General features: G+C 70.8%; 14 protein-coding genes and 1 pseudogene. 1 reads left to right on the top strand and 14 read right to left on the bottom strand.

The annotated features are described in order from the left end of the window. Positions 1-100: 100 nt before the first annotated feature. Both lepA and FFG40_RS10265 read right to left on the bottom strand, forming a co-directional pair. Positions 101-1,948 (bottom strand): translation elongation factor 4, encoded by a 1,848-nt coding sequence (gene lepA / locus FFG40_RS10270; protein ID WP_017886664.1) that lies wholly within the window; start codon positions 1,946-1,948, stop codon positions 101-103. Positions 1,949-2,095: 147 nt separating this feature from the next. Next, positions 2,096-3,262 (bottom strand): pyridoxal phosphate-dependent aminotransferase, encoded by a 1,167-nt coding sequence (locus FFG40_RS10265; protein WP_027465302.1) that lies wholly within the window; start codon positions 3,260-3,262, stop codon positions 2,096-2,098. A 222-nt stretch (positions 3,263-3,484) separates the two neighbouring features. Here FFG40_RS10265 and rpsT point away from each other — a divergent pair, with 222 nt between their 5' ends. Next, the gene (gene rpsT, locus FFG40_RS10260) at positions 3,485-3,745 is read left to right on the top strand and encodes a 30S ribosomal protein S20 (protein WP_017886662.1); all 261 of its coding nucleotides are present in this window, start codon (positions 3,485-3,487) and stop codon (positions 3,743-3,745) included. 206 nt (positions 3,746-3,951) lie between these two features. Here rpsT and holA read toward each other — a convergent pair whose 3' ends face one another. From holA to FFG40_RS10200, 12 genes and pseudogenes are all read right to left on the bottom strand, one after another. Further along, complete coding sequence (gene holA / locus FFG40_RS10255; protein ID WP_138803508.1) at positions 3,952-4,971, bottom strand: DNA polymerase III subunit delta; 1,020 nt, start codon at positions 4,969-4,971, stop codon at positions 3,952-3,954. A gap of 595 nt (positions 4,972-5,566) precedes the next feature. Further along, a pseudogene (locus tag FFG40_RS17400) lies at positions 5,567-6,766 on the bottom strand (ComEC/Rec2 family competence protein); the annotation flags it as partial. Positions 6,767-7,387: 621 nt separating this feature from the next. Then, the gene (locus FFG40_RS10245) at positions 7,388-8,167 is read right to left on the bottom strand and encodes a ComEA family DNA-binding protein (protein ID WP_138803106.1); all 780 of its coding nucleotides are present in this window, start codon (positions 8,165-8,167) and stop codon (positions 7,388-7,390) included. A 107-nt stretch (positions 8,168-8,274) separates the two neighbouring features. After that, entirely contained in the window at positions 8,275-10,836 is a 2,562-nt protein-coding gene (gene leuS / locus FFG40_RS10240; protein ID WP_138803105.1) for a leucine--tRNA ligase, read from the bottom strand. A 50-nt stretch (positions 10,837-10,886) separates the two neighbouring features. Next, a complete protein-coding gene (gene cydC / locus FFG40_RS10235; RefSeq protein WP_138803104.1) occupies positions 10,887-12,575 on the bottom strand; it encodes a thiol reductant ABC exporter subunit CydC in 1,689 nt (562 codons plus the stop codon). Further along, entirely contained in the window at positions 12,572-14,254 is a 1,683-nt protein-coding gene (gene cydD, locus FFG40_RS10230; RefSeq protein WP_138803103.1) for a thiol reductant ABC exporter subunit CydD, read from the bottom strand. Before cydD ends, cydC begins: the two co-directional genes overlap by 4 nt. Before the next feature lie 10 nt (positions 14,255-14,264). Continuing rightward, a complete protein-coding gene (cydB, locus tag FFG40_RS10225; RefSeq protein ID WP_138803102.1) occupies positions 14,265-15,269 on the bottom strand; it encodes a cytochrome d ubiquinol oxidase subunit II in 1,005 nt (334 codons plus the stop codon). 16 nt (positions 15,270-15,285) lie between these two features. Next, positions 15,286-16,698, bottom strand: a complete 1,413-nt coding sequence (locus tag FFG40_RS10220) for a cytochrome ubiquinol oxidase subunit I (RefSeq protein ID WP_138803101.1) — start codon at positions 16,696-16,698, stop codon at positions 15,286-15,288. 275 nt (positions 16,699-16,973) lie between these two features. Beyond that, a complete protein-coding gene (locus FFG40_RS10215) occupies positions 16,974-17,897 on the bottom strand; it encodes an ABC transporter substrate-binding protein (protein ID WP_138803100.1) in 924 nt (307 codons plus the stop codon). Further along, positions 17,894-18,622, bottom strand: coding sequence for an ABC transporter permease (locus FFG40_RS10210; protein WP_138803099.1), 729 nt, complete (start codon positions 18,620-18,622; stop codon positions 17,894-17,896). The genes FFG40_RS10215 and FFG40_RS10210 overlap by 4 nt, the downstream gene beginning before the upstream one ends. Next, a complete protein-coding gene (locus FFG40_RS10205; RefSeq protein ID WP_138803098.1) occupies positions 18,619-19,335 on the bottom strand; it encodes an ABC transporter permease in 717 nt (238 codons plus the stop codon). The genes FFG40_RS10210 and FFG40_RS10205 overlap by 4 nt, the downstream gene beginning before the upstream one ends. Then, positions 19,332-20,258 carry an ABC transporter ATP-binding protein gene (locus FFG40_RS10200; RefSeq protein ID WP_138803097.1) on the bottom strand — a complete coding sequence of 309 codons (927 nt, stop codon included), beginning with the start codon at positions 20,256-20,258 and terminating at the stop codon, positions 19,332-19,334. Before FFG40_RS10200 ends, FFG40_RS10205 begins: the two co-directional genes overlap by 4 nt. Positions 20,259-20,443 lie beyond the last annotated feature (185 nt).

Here is a 20,443-nt window from a genome sequence, read left to right as displayed (position 1 = left end):
CGCCGAGCTTTCGCGCTCACCGACAGATCTCGGCTGTCGCAGTGCGTGAGCTGTCGCTCAGCGCGAAACGCGCTGCGCGCTACGCGCTACGCGCCCGGCGCTACTTCTTCTTCTCTTCGACGTCGCCGGAGAGCGCCGCGATGAAGGCTTCTTGCGGGACCTCGACCCGACCGATGGTCTTCATGCGCTTCTTGCCCTCCTTCTGCTTCTCGAGGAGCTTGCGCTTGCGGGTGATGTCACCGCCGTAGCACTTCGCCAGCACGTCCTTGCGCATCGCGCGGATGCTCTCGCGGGCGATGATGCGGGCGCCGATGGCGGCCTGGATCGGCACCTCGAACTGCTGGCGCGGGATGAGCTTGCGCAGCCGCTCGGTCATGAGCGTGCCGTAGGCGTACGCCTTGTCGCGGTGCACGATCGCACTGAAGGCGTCGACCTGGTCACCCTGCAGCAGGATGTCGACCTTGACGAGGTCGGCGGCCTGGTCGCCGGTGGGTTCGTAGTCGAGCGACGCGTAGCCCTGGGTCTTGCTCTTCAGCTGGTCGAAGAAGTCGAAGACGATCTCGCCGAGGGGCATCTCGTAGCGGATCTCGACGCGGTCCTCGCCGAGGTACTCCATGCCGAGCAGGGAGCCGCGGCGCTGCTGGCACAGTTCCATGATCGCGCCGACGTAGTCCTTCGGGGCCAGGATCGCCGCGCGGACCATCGGCTCGCGGACCTCGACGATGCGCCCGGTCGGGAACTCCGACGGGTTCGTGACCTCGGTCACGGCGTTGTCCTCGGTCGTGACCTCGTAGATCACGCTCGGGGCCGTGGTGATGAGGTCGAGCCCGAACTCGCGGGACAGCCGCTCGGTGATGATCTCGAGGTGCAGCAGCCCGAGGAATCCGCAGCGGAACCCGAAGCCGAGCGCCACCGAGGTCTCCGGCTCGTAGACCAGTGCGGCGTCGGAGAGCTTGAGCTTGTCGAGCGCTTCGCGGAGCACCGGGTAGTCGCTGCCGTCGATCGGGTACAGGCCCGAGAACACCATCGGCTTCGGGTCCGTGTAGCCGGGCAGTGCCTGGGTCGCGGGCTTCTGCGCGCTCGTGACGGTGTCGCCGACCTTCGACTGGCGCACGTCCTTCACGCCGGTGATCAGGTAGCCGACCTCGCCGACGGACAGCCCCTTCGTGGGCTTCGGCTCCGGGCTCGAGACCCCGATCTCCAGGATCTCGTGCGTCGACTTGGTTGACATCATCTGGACCTTCTCGCGGGGCGAGATGGTGCCGTCGATCATGCGGACGTAGGTGACGACGCCGCGGTAGCTGTCGTAGACCGAGTCGAAGATCATCGCGCGGGGTGCTGCCTCGGCGTCGCCGACGGGGGCCGGCACGCGACGGACGACCAGGTCGAGGAGCTCCGGCACCCCGACGCCGGTCTTGCCGGACACCCGGAGGACGTCCTCGGGCTTGCCACCGATGAGCTGCGCGAGCTCGGCCGCGTACTTGTCCGGCTCGGCCGCCGGGAGGTCGATCTTGTTGAGGACCGGGATGATCTCGAGGTCGTTCTCGAGCGCCAGGTACAGGTTCGCGAGCGTCTGCGCCTCGATGCCCTGCGCGGCGTCGACGAGCAGGATCGCGCCCTCGCACGCGGCCAGGGAACGCGAGACCTCGTACGAGAAGTCGACGTGCCCGGGGGTGTCGATCATGTTCAGCGCGAAGGTCTCACCGTCGAGTTCCCACGGCATGCGCACGGCCTGCGACTTGATCGTGATGCCGCGCTCGCGCTCGATGTCCATGCGGTCGAGGTACTGCGCACGCATCGCGCGGTCCTCGACGATGCCGGTGATCGACAGCATGCGGTCGGCCAGCGTCGACTTGCCGTGGTCGATGTGCGCGATGATGCAGAAGTTGCGGATCGCGTCGGCCGGGGTCGCTGCGGGCTCCAGCGGAGCGGATGCTTGTGGGCTCACGGTTCCTCAGGTGGGTCGGACGGTCGCAACAGTCTCCCACGCTTCACCCGCCCTGGAGGCACGGCGCGCGTCCGCCACGTGCGTGACGGACGCGGGGCGCGCCTCCGAAGCGGTGGTCCGGTCGACGAGGCGGGCGTCGACCGCCGGTCAGACGGTCGCGTGCGCCGGAGCCGGCAGCGCGCCCAGGCCACGTCGGAGGTCGTCCGCGGTGGCTGCGAGGCACACGCGGATCCACCCCTCGCCGGTGCGTCCGAAGGCGCTGCCCGGCGCGACGGCGACGCGCTCGCGCTGCAGGAACCCGAGCGCCCACTCGGCGATGTCCCCGTCGGAGGCGTGCGACATGTCGATCCACAGGTAGAACGCCCCGCGCGGGTCGAGGTACCGGATGCCGGCGGCGTCGAGCGTCTCCTTCGCGACCTCGAGGTTCGCGCGGTAGTGCTCCCGAGCGTCGCGCACCGCGGAGTGGTCCCCCACGATCGCCGCGAGGGCCGCGTACTGGTCGGGTTCGGCGACGCAGCTGATCATGGCCTCCTGCGTGGTCCGCATCGTCGCGCCGAGTCCCTTCGGCGTGACGAGGTAGCCCACGCGGACACCGGTCATCGCGTACGTCTTGCTCAGCGAGAACGCCGAGAACACGCGGTCGTCCTCGTCGAGCGCCGCCAGGCTGACGTGCCGGGTGCCGTAGGTGAAGTACTCGTAGACCTCGTCGCTGATCACCCAGAGGTCGTGCCGCTTCGCGAAGGCCAGGAGCGCACGCAGGGTCTCCTCGCCGAAGACCGAGCCGAGCGGGTTCGACGGCGAGTTGACGATGAGGACCCGGGTGCGTTCGGTGACGCTCGCCTCGAGGGCCTGCAGATCGGGTTCGAACCCGTGCTGCGGCTCGAGCCGGTACGGCACCGGGGTCGCCCCGATGATGTGGGCGTTCATCGTGAAGGTCGTGTAGCCGGGGTCCGGCACGAGCACCTCGTCGCCCGGGCTCAGCGTCAGCGTCATCGCCTGGAACAGCGCCTGCGTCGCACCGATCGTCATCCAGATCTGCTCGAGGTCGGCCTCGATCCGGTTCTCACGGCGGAGCTTGTCGCGGACGGCTTCGCGGAGCGGCGCGATCCCACCGTTCGGTGTGTACCCGGTGCGGTCCTCGGTCCAGGCGCGACGGGCAGCCTCGCCGATGTGCGGCGCCACCGGGACGTCCGGCTCGCCGATCACGAGCATCGTGACGTCCGTGCCGCTCGACTGCAGCAGGGCTGCCTGCTCGAAGACCCTCCGGATGCCGGAGGCGGGCACGGTGTCGATGCGCGGTGCGAGGGAGGGCATGTCCGTCACGGTATCCGGTGCGTGTTGCCGTGGGGTTTCGGCGCGGTCGGCCGCGGGCTTCCGGCGATCCGGCGGTGTTTCGTGCTTTGGTGGCAGCCCGCTTGCCTGGTAGTGTTGGTGGCTGGCTTCCGCGTTCCCCGCCCACGGGTGGAACGCGATGCGACCAAGGGCCCCTCTACCCTGCGGTCGCGCCCACCCGTACGAGACGAGCAGGAGCAATTCATGGCGAACATCAAGTCGCAGATCAAGCGCATCAAGACCAACCTCAAGGCCACCGAGCGCAACAAGGCGTACAAGTCGGAGCTCAAGACGCACATCCGTCGTGCCAACGACGCCGTCGCCGCCGGTGACAAGGACAAGGCCGTTGCCGCCCTGGCCCTCGCGTCGAAGAAGCTCGACAAGGCCGTGAGCAAGGGTGTCATCCACAAGAACCAGGCCGCGAACCGCAAGTCGGCCATCGCGAAGAAGGTCTCGTCGCTCTGACGTCCTGACCCTTCTGGTCCGAAGGCCCCGCACCGTTGGTGCGGGGCCTTCGTCGTGTGTGGGGTGCGGGGTGCGTGCGCGGCGTGGGGTGCGTCGGGTCCGTTTCGTGAGCAGAAACGGTCGGGTCGTGACGGAACACCCGACCGTTTCTGCTCACGAAGCACCGACCGACCGGCGCGCGAGAAGGCCGGGAGGCTCGACTCGCCTCAGCGGGCCTCGCCGCGTCGGGCGATGGTGCGGACCATGACCTCGAGCGCGTAGTGCGCGTCGCGCGAGCCACCCTTCACCGCGGTGTCCGCCTCGGCGATGCTGATGATCGCGTTTGCCAGCCCGGACTCGCTCCAGCCGGCGACGTCACGCTGCGCGCGCTGCACCTGCCACGGTGCCATGCCGAGCGCCGAGGCGGCCTGCCCGCTCGGACCCCGGAAGGCGCTGACCTTCGCCATCGTGCGGATCTTGCTCGCGAACGCGGCGACGATCGGCACGGGTGCCTCGCCGGTGGCCAGGGCGTGCCGCAGCTCGACGATCGCCGGTGCCGACCGACCCGCGAGGGCGATGTCGGCGACCTTGAACGCGTTCGTCTCGACGCGACCGCCGTAGTACTTGTCGACGACCTTGTCGGTGATCTCCTCGGCCTCGTCCGCCAGGAGCTGTCGGCACGCGGCGGCGAGTTCGGCGAGGTCGTCGGCGAACGCGGTCACCAGGGTCCGGACGGCGGAGGGTGCGATCCGGCGTCGTGCGGCGCGGAACTCGGCGTTCACGAAGTCGATGCGGTCGGTCTCGCGCTTCAGCTCGTCGCACAGCACCTCGACCCCGCCGCCGACACCGCTCCGGATCGTGTCGAGGAGCTTCTTGCCGCGCACGCCACCCCCGTGCCGGAGCACCAGGGTGACGTCGTCGGCGGGGGCCTGCAGGTAGGAGATCGTCTCGGTGATGAACGCGTCGGTGCACTTCTCGACGTTCGTGACCTGCACGAGTCGCGGCTCGCCGAACAGCGACGGGCTGGCGAGGGTGGCGAGGAGCCCGGGGGCGTACTGGTCGGCTTCGAGGTCGTGCACCTCGAGCGCGGGGTCCTCGCCCTGCAGCAGGTCCTTCAGCACACCGCGGGCACGGTCGGCGAGGAACGCTTCGGGCCCGGTGATGAGCACGACGGGCGCCGGACGGATCCCCGACCAGGGCACCTGGTCGATCTTCGCTGCGGCGCGCGCGGGCTTCTTGGCGGCCATGTGGTCCTTCCGGTGGTGCAGGCCCGGACGGTGCCGGGTCGAGTGGTGCACCGACGATCCTACGGGCGGCCGCCGACGACGAGCGCTCCGTCCACACCCGCACCTCGTCGCTGCCGGACCGGGCGAGCACCACGGTCCCACGTTCGTCGGTGCGGAGCGGCAGCGTGCCCGCCGCCTCGAGCATGCCGAGCGCGGACGGCGTCGGGTGCCCGTAGGTGTTGTCCGCGCCGACCCCGATGAGCCCGACCCGCGCGGCGAGCCCTCGGTAGAGCTGCGGGTCCTGGTCCGCCGAGCCGTGGTGCGCCACCTTCACGACGTCGATCGGCCCCGCCGGCAGACCACCGGCGTTCCGGAGCCGACGTTGCGACGACTCCCCCAGGTCCCCGAGGAAGACCCCGGTCAGGCACGCCGCACAGGAGTCTCCGTCCGCCGGCCCCGTGACGAGCACGATGCTCGCGTCGTTCCCGTCGGCACGGTCGTCGCCCCGTGGCCACACCACGCGCCAGGCGAGCGGCCCGAGGGTGCCGGAGACCCGGTCGTCCGCCGTCCGGACGTCGACACCGGCACGCCGGAGGTCGTCGGCCACCCGCTCGTCCGACGCACGTCCCACGGGTCCGACCAGGGCGGTCTCGACCGTGTCCGCCACAGCGCCCACCGCGCCGACGTGGTCGCGGTCGAAGTGCGTCAGGACGAGCAGGTCGATCCGGGTGACCCCGAGCAGGTCCAGGCACGCCCGGAGCCGTTCCTCGTCGTCGCCGGTGTCCACGAGCGCGACGGCGTCATCGCCGCGGAGCAGCACTGCGTCCCCCTGCCCGACGTCGCACGCGGCGACCGACCAGTCGCCCGGTACCGATCCCCGGACGACGAACACCGGGACGGTGACCGCTGCGACACCGACCACGACCACCACCCCTGCGGCGAGCAGCAACCGTACGCCGAGCCGCCCCCGGACCAGCACGGCGACCGCGATGCAGCCGCACACCAGCACCGCGGCGGCCACACCGGGTGCGCCGGCCGGCCAGGGTGCCGACGCGTGTGGCAGGGCGGCCGCCCCGTGCGCGATGCCCCCGACGGCGGCGGCCGGGACCCACGCGACGGCCGCGAGCCCCTGCGCACCCGCCGGCCACACCGGAGCGAGACCACACGCGGCGAGCCCGATCACCGTGACGACCGGCGCGAACGGCTCCGCGAGCAGGTTCGCCGGCACCGCGTAGGTCGGGAGCGCCGCCGACAGCGGGATCGTCACCGGCCAGCAGGCCACCTGTGCGGCGACCGGGATCGCGAGTGCGGCGGCGACCGGCGGCCACACACGACGCGCCAGGAGCTCGGTGAGCGGCGGACCGAGCACCACGATCCCGCTCGTGGCGAGCACGGACAGCGCGAACGCGAACGACCGCGCGAACCAGGGGTCGACCACGAGCATGCCGACCGCGGCGAGGGCGATGAGCGGGACACCCCGCACCGGTCGACCGGCCAGGTGCACGACGAGCACCACGATCGCCATCACCGTGGCCCGGACGATCGACGGGTCGGGGCGCACGAGCACGACGAACACCAGGAGCACGCCGACGGCCGCCGCGGCCCGGGGTCCTCTCGGCAGACCACATGCTCGACCGAGGACCACGACGAGCCCGACCACCACCGCGCAGTTCGCCCCGGACACCGCCGTCAGGTGCGTCAGCGCCGAGGTCTCCATCGCCGCCTCGGTCGTCGGGTCGAGGCCGGAGCGGTCCCCGATCGCGAGTCCGCGCAGCAGCGCCGCTCCGGGCTGCGGCAGGTCGGCCGTGGCCCGCACGAAGGCCTGTCGCGCGGTGTCGGTGGCGCCGAGCAGCCCGTCGGGCGGCACCGACGACGGCGTCCCGCGCAGGAACGCCACGAACGCGGTCGCGGAACCGGGTTCGTCCGGCTGCACGGCGGCGGTCACGGTGACCCGGGCACCGGCTGCCAGCACGCTGCCCGGTGCGTCACCGTGCTGGTCGGGGACGAGCCGGACCGGCACGCGGAGGCCGTCGAGGTCGTCCGCACGCACCAGCGTCGCGGTGACGGACCGGTCCGCCGGTACGAGGTCGCGGGTCAGCACGGCCTCGACGTCCACGTGCCCCGTGCCCGGACCGGCGAAGAGCGCACGGAGCGGCTCGGGGGCCCGCCGGGACTCCCCCACGGTGACCGACACCGCGAGCAGCGTCGTCAGGGCCCCCGCGACGAGCAGCAGCCCCGCGACGGTCGGCACGACCCCGGTGCCCCGACGCCACCGGAGCGCGCTGCCGCTGACGCCGGCAAGGAGTGCCCCGGCCCCACCGACCGCGGGTGCCGCGTCGGGCACGCCGATGAGCAGGGCGGTCGCGATCCAGGCGACCGAGACCGGCACCGCGAACCGCAGGTCGATCGCACTCGGCGCGAGCTGCACGGTCGCCCCTCAGACCCGCACACGATCGCGGAGCTCGGCGAACCGCACGTCCCCGATGCCGCTGACGTCGAGCAGGTCCTCGACCGCGGTGAACCGGCCGTGCTCGTCACGCCAGGCGATGATCCGCCCGGCCAGCCCGGGTCCGATCCCGGGCAGGGTCTCGAGCGCGGTCTGGTCGGCGGTGTTCAGGTCGACGACGGCGGTCTCCTCGCCCCCGGTGCCCGCGGTGCCACCGCCGCCCCCGGCCCCGGCGGCGGCGGTCGGCCCGGCGGCAGCACCGTCTGCCATCGGCCCGAGCGCCTCGGGCACCTCCTGTTGCCCGACCCGCGGCACGTACAACCGCTCACCGTCCGTCAGCACCCGGGCAAGGTTCAGGCGGTCGAGGTCGGCGTCGTCGGTGGCCCCACCGGCACGTTCGAGGGCGTCACCGACCCGGCTCGATGCCGGCAGCTCGACCACGCCGCTCCGCCGTACCGCCCCGAGCACGTGCACCACGACACGCCCCGCACCGGTCTCCGCGCCGACACCCGGAGCAGACGAAGCCTCGACGCCGGCACCGGCGTCAGTACCAGCAGAGGCCGACGGCGACGGCGCGCCCGTAGCCGCACCGGCCGTGGGCGCCCCACGCACGACGACCTCGCCCGTTCCCCCGGCACCACCCGACACCAGCGCCCCGACGAGGACCACCACGACGGCGACCACCACCACGACCGCCGCCAGCACCACGGCAGCCCGCGGTGACAACGCGAGACGGGACCACCAGGGTCCGGGAGACGACGGGGACGACATGCCCCGAACGCTACGGAGCCCGGCCGATCGGCCGGGCTCCGGAGGTCACACCCGTGGACGGGTACCGCGAACGCCCCTGCTGTGAGGGACGATGCCAGCGACGGTCGCTACCCCTTGATGGCGATGTTCACGAGCTTCGGCGCCCGGACGATCACCTTCACGATCTCGCGGTCACCGATGTACCGCTGCACGTTCGCCGACGACCGTGCGAGCTGTTCGAGCTCGTCCGCCTCGATCGACTTCGACACCTCGAACGAGTCACGCACCTTGCCGTTGACCTGCACGACGGCCGTCAGGGTCTCCTGCACGAGCAGCGTCGGGTCGGCCTTCCGCCAGCCGTACGTGGCGACGGTGGCCTCGTAGCCCAGCTTCTCCCACATCTCCTCGCCGGTGTACGGCGCGAAGACGCTCAGCCCGAGCGCGATGGTCTCGACGGCCTCGCGCACGGCGGGGTCGCCGGCGCCGGGGCCGCTGTCGATCGCCTTGCGGGTGACGTTGACCAGGTCCATCAGTCGCGCGATCACGACGTTGAACTTGAACGACTCCATCATCCCGGGGGCGTCGGCGAGGAACCGGTGCGTGACCTGGCGGAGCGCCCGGTCGCCGTCGGCCCACACGGCGTCGCGTGCGGACGTGACGTCGAGCGCCAGGCGGTAGGCCCGCGCCAGGAACCGAGCCGAGGCGGACGGCGAGACGTCCTCCCAGTTGATGTCGTCCTCGGGAGGGCCGGCGAAGCCCATGACCAGGCGGATGGCGTCGACGCCGTTCGCGTCGAGCTCGTCACCGAGCGAGACGCCGCCCTTCGACTTCGACATCTTCGAGCCACCGGACAGCACCATGCCCTGGTTGAGCAGCGCCGAGAACGGCTCGGTGAAGTCGAGGTACCCGAGGTCGAACAGCACCTTCGTGACGAAGCGGGCGTACAGCAGGTGCAGGATGGCGTGCTCGATGCCGCCGATGTACTGGTCGACCGGAGCCCAGCGGCGCGCAGCCGCCGGGTCGAACGCCTGGGTGTCGTCGTTCGCCGACAGGAACCGCAGGAAGTACCACGACGAGTCGACGAAGGTGTCCATCGTGTCGGTGTCGCGGAGCGCCGGGGTGCCGTCGACGGGGTTCGGGACGTTCACCCAGTCGGTCGCGCCACCGAGCGGGGACGTGCCCTTCGGCTTGAGGTCGAGGCCCTCGGTGTCCGGCAGCACGATCGGCAGCTGGTCCTCGGGCACGGGGTGCTCGGTGCCGTCGGCACCGTGGATGATCGGGATCGGGGTGCCCCAGAAGCGCTGGCGCGAGATGAGCCAGTCGCGCAGGCGGTAGGTCTTGGCGGCACGCCCGGTCCCGCGTTCCTCGAGCAGCGCGATCGCCGCGGTGATGGCGTGCTGCTTCGACATGCCGTCGAGCGGCCCGGAATTGATCATCCGGCCCTGGCCGGTCAGCGCTTCGCCGGTGGCGACCGGGTCGAGGGTCGGCACGTCGAAGTCGTCGAGCGTCGCGCCCTCGGGGATGACCGGGATCGCCCCGGTGACGGCGGCGTTCGTGTCGACGACCACCTTGACGGGCAGGTCGAACGCCCGCGCGAAGTCGAGGTCGCGCTGGTCGTGTGCGGGCACGGCCATCACGGCGCCGTGGCCGTAGTCGGCGAGCACGTAGTCGGCGGCCCAGATGGGCAGGCGCTCCCCCGTGAGCGGGTGGATCGCGGACCGGCCGAGCGGCACGCCGGTCTTCGGGCGGTCGGCGTTCTGCCGGTCGATCTCGGACGTCTTCTGCGTTGCCGTCAGGTAGGCGTCGAAGTCTTCACGGACGGAGGACGGCACCGACGGGTCGGCGACCAGCGAGGCAGCCAGGTCGGAGTCCGGCGCGACGACCAGGAACGTCGCCCCGTGGATCGTGTCCGGACGGGTGGTGAAGACCGTGACGGGCTCGTCGCGGCCCTCGATCACGAAGTCGACGTCGGCACCGACCGAGCGGCCGATCCAGTTGCGCTGCTGCGCGATGACCTTCGCCGGCCACCGCCCCTCGAGCTGGTTCAGGTCGTCGAGCAGCCGGTCGGCGTACTCGGTGATCTTGAAGTACCACTGCGTGAGCTTCTTCTTCACGACGACGGCGCCGGAGCGGTCCGAGGTGCCGTCGGGCAGGACCTGCTCGTTCGCGAGCACGGTCTGGTCCACCGGGTCCCAGTTGACCCAGCTGTCCTTGCGGTACGCCAGGCCCTTCTCGTACATCTTCAGGAACAGCCACTGGTTCCACTTGTAGTACTCGGGGTCCGAGGTGTGGATCTCGGTGGTCCAGTCGAACGACGGCGCGTAGCGCTTGAAGGACGCCTTCTGCTGCTCGATGTTCGCGTAGGTCCAGTCCTTCGGGTCCACCCCGCGCTTGATCGCCGCGTTCTCGGCGGGCAGCCCGAACGAGTCCCAGCCGATCGGGTGCAGCACGTTGAAGCCCTGCTGGCGCCAGTAGCGCGCGACGAAGTCCCCGAGGGCCCAGTTCTCGGCGTGCCCCATGTGCAGGTCGCCGGACGGGTACGGGAACATCTCGAGGATGTACTTGCGCGGACGGGTGTCGTCGAGGTCGGTGGTGAAGAGCCCGAGCTCTTCCCAGCGGGGCTGCCACTTCTCCTGGATACGACGGAAGTCGTAGGCGTTCGGGTCCTCGGCGTGCTGCTCGGTGGTCACGGTCGTCAACGATACAAGCCGGGAGGCCCGTCCCGCGTCCGTCTGTCGGCTCACCCGGCGAGCAGGCGTCCGTCCCGCATCCGCAGGGTGCGGTCGACCAGGTCCGGCGCCACCGGGACGTGCGAGACGATGACGACCGTCCGGCCCGCTGCGCGGGCCGTGGTGACGATGTCACGCAGCACGGCGTCGCCGAGGTCCGGGTCGACGTCGGCGGTCGGTTCGTCGAGCACCAGCACCGGGAACGCGTGCAGCAGTGCGCGGGCGAGCGCGAGCCGGTGCGCCTGGCCGCCGGACACGAGCACGCCGCGTTCCCCGACCGAGGCGTCCAGCCCGCCCCGCCGGACGACCCAGTCCGCCAGGCCGACCCGGTCGAGCACGGCGAGCAGTTCGTCGTCGGTCGCGGTCTCGCGGGCGAAGAGCAGGTTCTGCCGCACGGACTGGTCGAACACGAACGGGTCCTGTTCGATCAGGCCGACCCGGGCCCGCACCGCGTCGGGGTGCATCGCCTTCGTCTCGACGCCGTCGAGCGTGTAGGAGCCCTCGTGCTCCACGAACCGGACGAGCGCGTCGACCAGGGTCGACTTGCCGGCACCGCTCGGCCCCTGGAGCACGACGACCTCGCCGGGGGCGAGCGTGAACGAGACCCCGTCGACCGCGGGCTCGGCGGCCCCGGGCCAGCGGACCGTGAGGTCGTGGACGGCGACTGTGACCGGCCCCTCGACCACGAGCGACGCCGGGTCGGCGTCCTCGTCGGGCTCGGGGACGATGCCGACGGGCACCTCGGCGGGCACGACCTGCTCGACCCGTTCGGCCGCGGCACGCACCCGGCGGAGCGTCAGGACGGCGAGCGGGACGGTCCCGACGACCTCGAAGAGCGCGAGCGGCACGAAGACCGCCAGTGCCCAGAGTGGACCGTCGAGCGCACCGGACACCACGGCGGGGGCACCGACGGCGAGGATCCCGATCACCGCAGCGCCTCCGACCAGGCCGACGAGTGCACCGACGAGCGACTCGACCGTGCCACGGCGCCGGACGGCCCGGGTGACGCCGGCGTCGAGCCGGGCGATGTGCGCGAGCCGTTCGTCGAGGGTGCCGTACGCGGCGAAGACGTCGAGCGTCCGGACGGTGTCGAGCACCAGGTCCGCCACGCGACCCCGGTCGGCGGCGGTCTCGCGGTCCGAGCGCTCGGCGATCGACCGGGTGACGATCGTGCCGACCAGGGCCGCGACCGCCAGCGCGAGGACGAGCACGAGCGCCGCCGGCACCGACACGAGCGCCACCGCGACGACGGACAGCACCGCGACGACCCCGGCGGAGACGAGCGGGCCGACGACGCGGATCGGCAGGTCCTGCAGCCGGTCGGTGTCGGTCACCAGGCGCGTCATGAGGTCGCCGCGTCCGGTCCGCCCGAGTCCGGCGGGCGCGATCGACGCCAGCCGCCGGTACATCTCCGTCCGCACCACGGCCAGTTGCCGGAAGGACGCGTCGTGCCCGGCGAGCCGGTCGACGTAGCGCAGCACCGCCCGTCCGAGTGCGAAGGCGCGCACGCCGACCATCACGAGCGTCAGGTACAGGATCGGCGGGTGCTCGGCGGCACGGGTGATCAGGTAGCCGCTCGCGGCGAGGAGCGCGACCGCGCAGACCGCACTGAGCGACCCGGCGGCGACCGCCTTCGCCCAACCCGACCCGTGCGGCATCGCGAGCCGCAGGACGGAGCCGCCACGGGCCTCCCGGCTCATGCGCGCACCCCCCTGCGGACCGTCACGGACCCGCCGGCGCGGACGTCCACGCGGACGTCCGCCGCGGCGACGACCGCGGGTCGGTGGCTGGCGACCACGACGACGGCGCCGTCGGCCGCCAGGCCACGGGCGGCCGCGATGACGCGTTCCTCGGCCTCGGCGTCCAGCGCGGACGTCGGCTCGTCGAGCAGCACGAGGGGCGTGGCGGCGCGGCGCGCGCGGTACAGCGCGCGTGCGACGGCGACACGCTGTGCCTGGCCGCCGGACAGTCCGCCGCCACCGGCACCGACCGGGAGGCCCGGTTCGAGTCCCAGCCCCGCGTCACCCAGGGCGGTGCGCACGTCGGCGTCGTCGGGGGTCGCGCTGAGCGCGACGTTCTCGGCGATCGTCCCGCGGACGAGACGCGGGCGCTGGTCGGCCCAGGTGGTGCGCTCGGCGACGGACGCGCCGGCCGGGCCGGGCACGGTGACGGCACCGTCGTGCGGCAGGACACAGCGGAGTGCGGCGATGATGCTCGACTTGCCGGAACCGCTCGGGCCGGCGAGCACGACGAGGGTGCCGGGCTCGGCGTGCAGGTCGAACGGTCCGATCACGACGTCGGATCGGCGGACGGTGAGCCCGCGGACGTCCAGCCCCCGGACGTCCACCGCGGTGGTGGGTGCTGCGGTGTCCGTGTCGGTTCCGCTGCTGGCGGTCGCGGACGACGATGCGGTCTCGTCGTCGGCCAGCACGTCGAGCACCGCGGCCGAGGCCTCGACGCCGTCCTGGGCGGCGTGGAAGTCGGCGCCGACCTGGCGGATGGGTGCGAAGGCCTCCGGCGCCAGGACGAGCACGAACATCGCGGCGCCGAGGCCGAGCGAGCCGTCGACCAGGCGGATGCCGATCGAGACGGCGACCAGTGCGACGGACAGGCTCGCGGCGAGCTCGAGCGCGAAGCCGCTCACGAACGACAGCCGGAGCACGCCGATCGTGCCGCGGCGGTACTCGTCGGTGACCGCCCCGATGCGACCGACCTGGCGGCGCGCTCGGCCGAAGACCTTGAGCGTGGCGAGCCCCTCGACGGCTTCGGTGAAGGCGCCACCGAGCTTCGCGAGGGCGTCCGACTGCTTCCGCTGCAACGACTGCGTCGCCAGGCCGATCAGGATCATGAAGACCGGGATCACCGGCAGGGCGAGGAGGATGATCAGCCCGCTCGTCAGGTCGCCCAGGCCGATCGCGACCAGGAGCATCGGCGTCGCGATCGCGGTGAGCGCGAGCTGCGGCAGGTACCGGCCGAAGTAGGCGTCGAGTGCGTCGAGCCCGGGACCGAGCGTGGTGGCGAAGCCGGCGCTCGACAGGCCCGCGAGCCACGACGGACCGCGCTCGGCGGCGCGGGCGAGCACCGTCGTGCGCATCTCGCTCTTCACCTTCGCAGCAGCGCGTGCCGCCAGGTCGTCGGTCGCCCACGCGGCCACCGCACGCAGGACGAACGCCCCGCCGAGCAGCGCGAGCGCCTGCCCGAACGCCGCCGGGACCGTGCCGCCGCCGACGGCGTCGACCCCGAGGGTGACGGCCGCCGCGATCCCCCACGCGATCGCGATGGTCGCGAGCGTGCGGAGGACACCGGTGCCGGCGGCGGCGACGATGAAGCCGCGCGCCGTCCGGGACAACCGCAGGAGTCGGGGGTCGAGGGGCTTCATCGTCGTCCGCCTAGTGCGCGGCCGCGGTGACGTGGGCGCGGGAGACGCGCTTGCGGAACACCCAGTAGGTCCAGGCCTGGTACGCGAAGACCAGGGGCACGAAGATCAGCGCGACCCAGCTCATCACGGTCAGCGTGTACGACCCGGACGAGGCGTTGTACACGTTCAGGCTGTTCGCGACGTCGTTCGAGGCCGGCATGACGTCGGGGAAGATCGCCGTGAACATCGCGAGCACGATCGCGGCGATGGTGACCGCCATCAGCGTGAAGGCGCGCCCCTCCTTGCCCCAGGCGTTGCAGAGCACGGCGAGCACCAGGGCCAGGGCGGCGACCACGGAGAGCACCAGCGAGGCCGGGGTGGCCCGGACGAAGGCCATCGACACCAGGAACGCGGCGCCGACGACGATCGTGACGATGCCGGCCCGGGTCGCCAGGCGCTTGGCGCGGACGCGGATGTCGCCCTCGGTCTTCAGCGCCACGAAGACGACCCCGTGGGTGAAGAACACCAGCAGCGTCGCGGCACCGGTCAGCAGCGCGAACGGGTTGAGCAGGTCGAAGATCGTGCCGGTGTAGTTGTGCCCGGCGTCCATCGGGATGCCACGGACGACGTTGCCGAACGCGACGCCCCACAGGAACGACGGCACGGCGCTGCCGACGATGATCATCAGGTCGAAGCGGCGCTTCCACTCGAGGTGCTTGTTCTGGTGCCGGTACTCGAACGACACCCCCCGGACGATGAGTGCAGCGAGGATGAGCAGCAGCGCCAGGTAGAAGCCGGAGAACATCGTGGCGTACCACTCCGGGAACGCCGCGAACAGGCACGCCCCGGCGACGATGACCCAGGTCTCGTTGAGGTCCCAGACCGGGCCGATGGTGTTGATCAGGACCCGACGGTCGGTGTCGTCCTTGCCGAGGAACGGCAGGGACATGCCGACACCGAAGTCGAATCCGTCGAGGACGAAGTAGCCGACGAAGAAGACGCCGACGATCGCGAACCAGAGAACGGGGAGATCCATCAGGCAGCGTCCATTTCTAGTAGACCGTCACTTCGTGCTTGACCTCGCCGGTCTCCTCGTCGACCTCGGCCGGGTCGGCGGGCCCCTCTTGCGCGACCTTCTTGATGAGCTTGAACTCGACGACGGCCAGCGAGCCGTAGATCAGGGTGAAGACCAGCAGCGAGATGAGGACCTCGAGCCCGGTCACGTTCGGCGACACACCGTCCTTCGTCTGGAGCAGCCCGAACACGAGCCACGGCTGGCGACCCATCTCGGTGAAGACCCAGCCGACGATCATCGCGGCCATCGGCAGCGGCACCGTCCAGGTGGCGATGCGCCACACCCAGCGCTGCGTCGGGAACCGACCCTTGCGGGTCAGCCACAGGCCGACCAGCGAGACCATGACCGCGCCGACGCCGAGGGCGATCATCCAGCGGAACGACCAGTAGGTGACCCAGATGATCGGCTTGTAGTCGCCGGGACCGTACACCTGGGTGTACTGCGCCTGCAGGTCGTTGATGCCCTCGACCGTGCCGTTGAACGTGTGCGTCGACAGGAACGACAGCAGGTACGGCACCCGGATCGAGAACAGCTCGTGCACGCCGTCGGGGGTGCCGAGCGTGAAGATCGAGAACGAGGCGTCCTTGCCGGTCGCGGTGTTGTACAGCGCCTCGGCCGCCGCCATCTTCATCGGCTGCGTGTCGACCATCGTCAGTCCGAGCTGGTCGCCGGTCAGGACGGTCAGCGCGCCGGCCGCGAGCATGGTCCACATGCCGAACTTGAGCGCCGGCATCATCGTCTCGAGGTTCTGGTTGCGCGCCAGGTGGTAGGCCGCGACCGAGATGATGACCGCCGCGGCGACCATGAAGCAGGCGAAGAGCGTGTGCGGGAACGCGGCCAGGGCGACCTTGTTGCCGAGCACCGCCCAGATGTCGGTGAGTTCCGCACGGCCCTTGGCCTCGTTCATCGCGAAGCCGACCGGGTGCTGCATGAACGCGTTCGCGGCGATGATGAAGTACGCCGACATGATCGTGCCGGCGCTGACGCACCAGATGCTCGCCAGGTGCAGCCCCTTGGGCAGGCGGTCCCAGCCGAAGATCCAGATGCCGATGAACGCCGCCTCGAAGAAGAACGCCAGGATCCCCTCGAGTGCGAGCGGTGCGCCGAAGACGTCACCGACGAAGCGCGAGTAGTTCGACCAGTTCATGCCGAACTGGAACTCCTGCACGATGCCCGTCACGACACCCATCGCGAAGTTGATCAGGAAGATCCGCCCGAAGAACCGCGTCAGCTGCAGGTAGTGCGCGCGGCCGGTCCGGTACCAGGCGGTCTGGAACACGGCCACCACGGCTGCCATGCCGATCGTCAGCGGGACGAAGAGGAAGTGGTAGATGGTCGTCAGACCGAACTGCCACCGCGACAGGAGGAGCGGATCGAGGAGGTCGTTCATGCGGCGATTCCGAGACGGGTGGCCGCGCGCTGTTCGTGCACGTCAGTTGCTTCCTGTGGAACGGATACATCAGGTGTCACAGCCCTTGGGACACCCCAACGCTATCGCGACGCACCCCGGTTCGACAACTTGTAGAACCTCCCCGTGCACAAACGTGCACAGCCCCTGCACGGCACAACCGTGCGGCACGGATGTTCGCGCTGCCCCGTGCGCGAACGACGACAGGCGCCGGGTAGATACCCGACGCCTGTCGCTTTTCTTTCGTGGAGCTGTGGCTACAGCAGGCCCTCGGCCTTCAGCCAGTCCTCGGCGATGGTGGACGCCTTCTCCTTGTCGGCCGTGCTCTTGGTGTTGAGCTCGATCAGGGCCTCGGTCGTGAGCTTCTCGTTGACCGAGTCGATCGCGTCCGCAGCCTTCTCGTTGACCTTCTTCGAGACGACCGGCACGACGTTCTGCGGCAGGATCAGGTTCTCCGGGTCCTTCAGCGTGACGAAGCCGTTCGCCTTGATGCTCGGGTCGGCCGTGTAGATGTCGGCCAGCTGGACGGTGTCGTCCTTGAGCGCCTTGACCGTCAGGGCGCCACCGCCGTCCTCGATCGCCTTGAAGTCGACGTCGACGCCGTAGACCGACTTGAGCCCCTTCGGGCCGTATGGCCGCGTCTGGTTCTCGGAGTTGGCGCCCACGGTGAGCTTCTCGTCAACGTTCTTCAGGTCGGCCAGGCTCGTGACGTCGTTGTCCTCGGAGAACTTCTTCGTGACGGTGTAGCTGTCCTGGTCGGTCGCGTCGGCCTCGTCGAGGACCCGGAGGCCCTTCGGCAGGGCCTTGTCGAGCCCGTCGTCGATCTGGTCGGCGGTCTTCGCGTCCGAGTTCTTGTCGAAGTACTGCAGCAGGTTGCCGCTGTACTCGGGCATGACGTCGATGGCGCCCTTCTCGAGCTGCGGGATGTAGACCTCACGCTGCCCGATGTTGAAGTTGCGCTTGACGTCGAAGCCGTCCTTCTCGAGGACCTGGGCGTAGAGCTCGGCGATGATCTCGTTCGAGTAGTACTGCTGCGAGCCGACGACGATGGTCTTCGAGTCGGACGAGTCGCTGGAGCCGCTGTCGAGCGGGTCGCTCGACGCGCAGCCGGCGAGGGCGGCGACGACGCCCACCGCCATCGCGGCGGCGACACCGGCGCGGATCTTGGGTGCTGTGATCACGAGGGATTTCCTTCCGGGAGTGGATTGCGGGCTCGCTCACGCGACCCCTGACGCTGTCGGGCCGACGGGTCCGCGGTGCCCTTCGGCACCGCCGCCCGCTGCAGCACGGCGAACACGATCTCGAACGCGATCGCGAGGGCGATCACGAGGATGGAGGCGCCGAGCATCTCGGCGTAGTCCTGGGTCTTCAGGCCGAGGAAGAAGTACCCGCCGAGGCCACCGGCCCCGACGTACGCGGCGAGCGTGGCCGTCGCGACGACCTGCAGCACCGCGGCACGGATGCCACCGATCAGGAGCGGGAGTCCGAGCGGGATCTCCACCTTCCACAGGATCTGCCAACCGGTCATGCCCTGGGCCTTCGCGGCGTCGACGACCCCCGGGTCGACGGACTCGATGCCGGAGTACGCACCGGCGAGCACCGACGGGATCGCCAGGATGACGAGGGCGAGCAAGGGAGCCTGCAGCCCGATGCCGAGCAGCAGCCCGAACAGCGAGAGCACGCCGAGCGTCGGGAGCGCCCGCACTCCGCCGGACACGGCGATCGAGAAGCCACGAGCACGGCGCGTGTGGCCGATCGCGTACCCGACCGGCACGGCGATGACGGCGGCGATGAGCACCGCGAGCAGGGTGATCCAGACGTGTTCCCAGAGGCGCTGGGGGATGCCGTTGTAGCCGCCGTAGTTCGTGGGGTCGAACACCCACGCGAAGGCCTGTCCGATGATCACGAGGAGACCTCCGCTGCTTGCAGGACCCGGCGGGCCTGTCGTCGTGACACCGCGTTCGTCCGGGTCCACGGCATGACCAGGCGCCCGAGCAGCACGAGGAGGCCGTCGAGGGCGAAGGCGAGCACGAGCACCATCACGATACCGGAGAGGATCTCCTCGTAGATCCCGCGCCCCAGGCCGTCGGTGAACAGCAGGCCGAGGCTCGGGATGCCGAGGACCGCGCCGACCGTGGTGAGCGAGATCGTGGAGACCGAGACCACCCGGAGGCCGGCCAGCAGGACCGGACCGGCGAGCGGGAGCTCCACCCGGAAGAACCGCTGCGCCGGTGAGTAGCCCATGGCGGTCGAGGCGGACTTGGTCTCGGAGTCGACCGAGGTCAGCCCGTCGACCGTGGACCGGACCATCAGTGCGAGGCCGTACAGCGTCAGACCGATGACGACGTTGATCGGGCTCTGCAGGCCGGTGCCGATGATGCTCGGCAGCGCGACGAACAGGGCGAGCGACGGGATGGCGTAGAGCAGACCGGCGAGGGTCACGATGCTGCTGCCCACACCCGATGCGAAACGCGACCCACCGGGGCGCTGCAGCCGGACCACCAGCCACCCGATCGGGATCGACAGCAGGAACGCGACGATGATCGGCGGGATCGCGATCGCGAGGTGGGAGAGCGTGTTGTCCCAGATCGTGTCGAGGTTCGCCAGCACCCACTTCACCGGGTGCCCCCACCCTGCGCCGGAGCACCCGGTGCGTCGTGCGACGCTCCGGCCTCTGCTGCTCGGGCGTCGGACTGCGGCACGGCCTCGGCGGCGTCGACGACCCCGACGGGGCCCGTCAGCACGCCGGCCGCGCGGCCTTCACCGTCGACGACGATCGGACCGGTCGGGGTCTGCTCGACGCGGAGCGCGCGGCGCCCGCGGCCGGCGCCGATGAACGTGGCGACGAAGTCGTCGGCGGGTGCGGCGAGGATCTCGGCCGGCGTCCCCTGCTGGGCGATCTCCCCGCCCTTCTTGAGGATGACGACCTGGTCGCCGAGCTTGAACGCCTCGTCGATGTCGTGCGTCACGAACACGACGGTCTTGCCGAGTTCGCGCTGCAGGCGGATGAGCTCGTCCTGCAGGTCGTTGCGCACCAGGGGGTCCACCGCACCGAACGGCTCGTCCATGAGCAGGATGTTCGGGTCGACGGCCAGCCCGCGGGCCACACCGACGCGCTGCTGCTGGCCGCCGGACAGCTGTGACGGGTAGCGGTCGGCGAATGCACGGTCGAGTCCGACGGTGTCCATGAGCTCGAGGGCGCGCTTGCGTGCGTCGGCCTTGGAGACGCCGGTCAGCAGCGGGACGGTCGCGATGTTGTCGACGACCTTGCGGTGCGGCAGCAGTCCGGAGTTCTGCATGACGTACCCGATGTGGCGACGGAGCTCGACGGGGTTGATCCCGGCGACGTCCGAGCCGTCGATCTCGACGGTGCCGGAGGTGGGGTCGACCATGCGGTTGATCATGCGGAGCAGCGTGGTCTTGCCACAGCCGCTGGATCCGACGAAGACGGTGGTGGTCCGGGACGGGATGACCAGATCGAAGCGCTCGACCGCAGTCGTGCCGTCCGGGTAGGTCTTGCGCACCGAGCGGAACTCGATCATGGGGTGCCCTTCTGTTCGGAGGTAGCCCGACTCCGGATGAGAGTACCCGGAGGTGCCGACATCGGTTCGCTGTGACGTTCCGTGACCGTCCTGCGGCGGTGCACAGGTCGGTGGGGATGCCGACGGGCACGACGGGATCGGCGGGGACGACGACGCCCGCGCCTCGGTGTTCGGAGGCGCGGGCG

The sequence above is a fragment of the Curtobacterium sp. KBS0715 genome, from assembly GCF_005938005.2.
Lineage (GTDB): Bacteria > Actinomycetota > Actinomycetes > Actinomycetales > Microbacteriaceae > Curtobacterium > Curtobacterium flaccumfaciens.
This window is presented reverse-complemented; position numbering and strand designations above follow the sequence as displayed.

What these genes read in the sequence shown, in the direction of transcription:
- cydB (WP_138803102.1), bottom strand. Translation starts at nt 15,269, where the DNA reads ATGGATCTCCCCGTTCTCTGGTTCGCGATCGTCGGCGTCTTCTTCGTC.
- FFG40_RS10220 (WP_138803101.1), bottom strand. Translation starts at nt 16,698, where the DNA reads ATGAACGACCTCCTCGATCCGCTCCTCCTGTCGCGGTGGCAGTTCGGT.
- cydD (WP_138803103.1), bottom strand. Translation starts at nt 14,254, where the DNA reads ATGAAGCCCCTCGACCCCCGACTCCTGCGGTTGTCCCGGACGGCGCGC.
- FFG40_RS10265 (WP_027465302.1), bottom strand. Translation starts at nt 3,262, where the DNA reads ATGCCCTCCCTCGCACCGCGCATCGACACCGTGCCCGCCTCCGGCATC.
- rpsT (WP_017886662.1), top strand. Translation starts at nt 3,485, where the DNA reads ATGGCGAACATCAAGTCGCAGATCAAGCGCATCAAGACCAACCTCAAG.
- holA (WP_138803508.1), bottom strand. Translation starts at nt 4,971, where the DNA reads ATGGCCGCCAAGAAGCCCGCGCGCGCCGCAGCGAAGATCGACCAGGTG.
- cydC (WP_138803104.1), bottom strand. Translation starts at nt 12,575, where the DNA reads ATGAGCCGGGAGGCCCGTGGCGGCTCCGTCCTGCGGCTCGCGATGCCG.
- FFG40_RS10245 (WP_138803106.1), bottom strand. Translation starts at nt 8,167, where the DNA reads ATGTCGTCCCCGTCGTCTCCCGGACCCTGGTGGTCCCGTCTCGCGTTG.
- FFG40_RS10200 (WP_138803097.1), bottom strand. Translation starts at nt 20,258, where the DNA reads ATGATCGAGTTCCGCTCGGTGCGCAAGACCTACCCGGACGGCACGACT.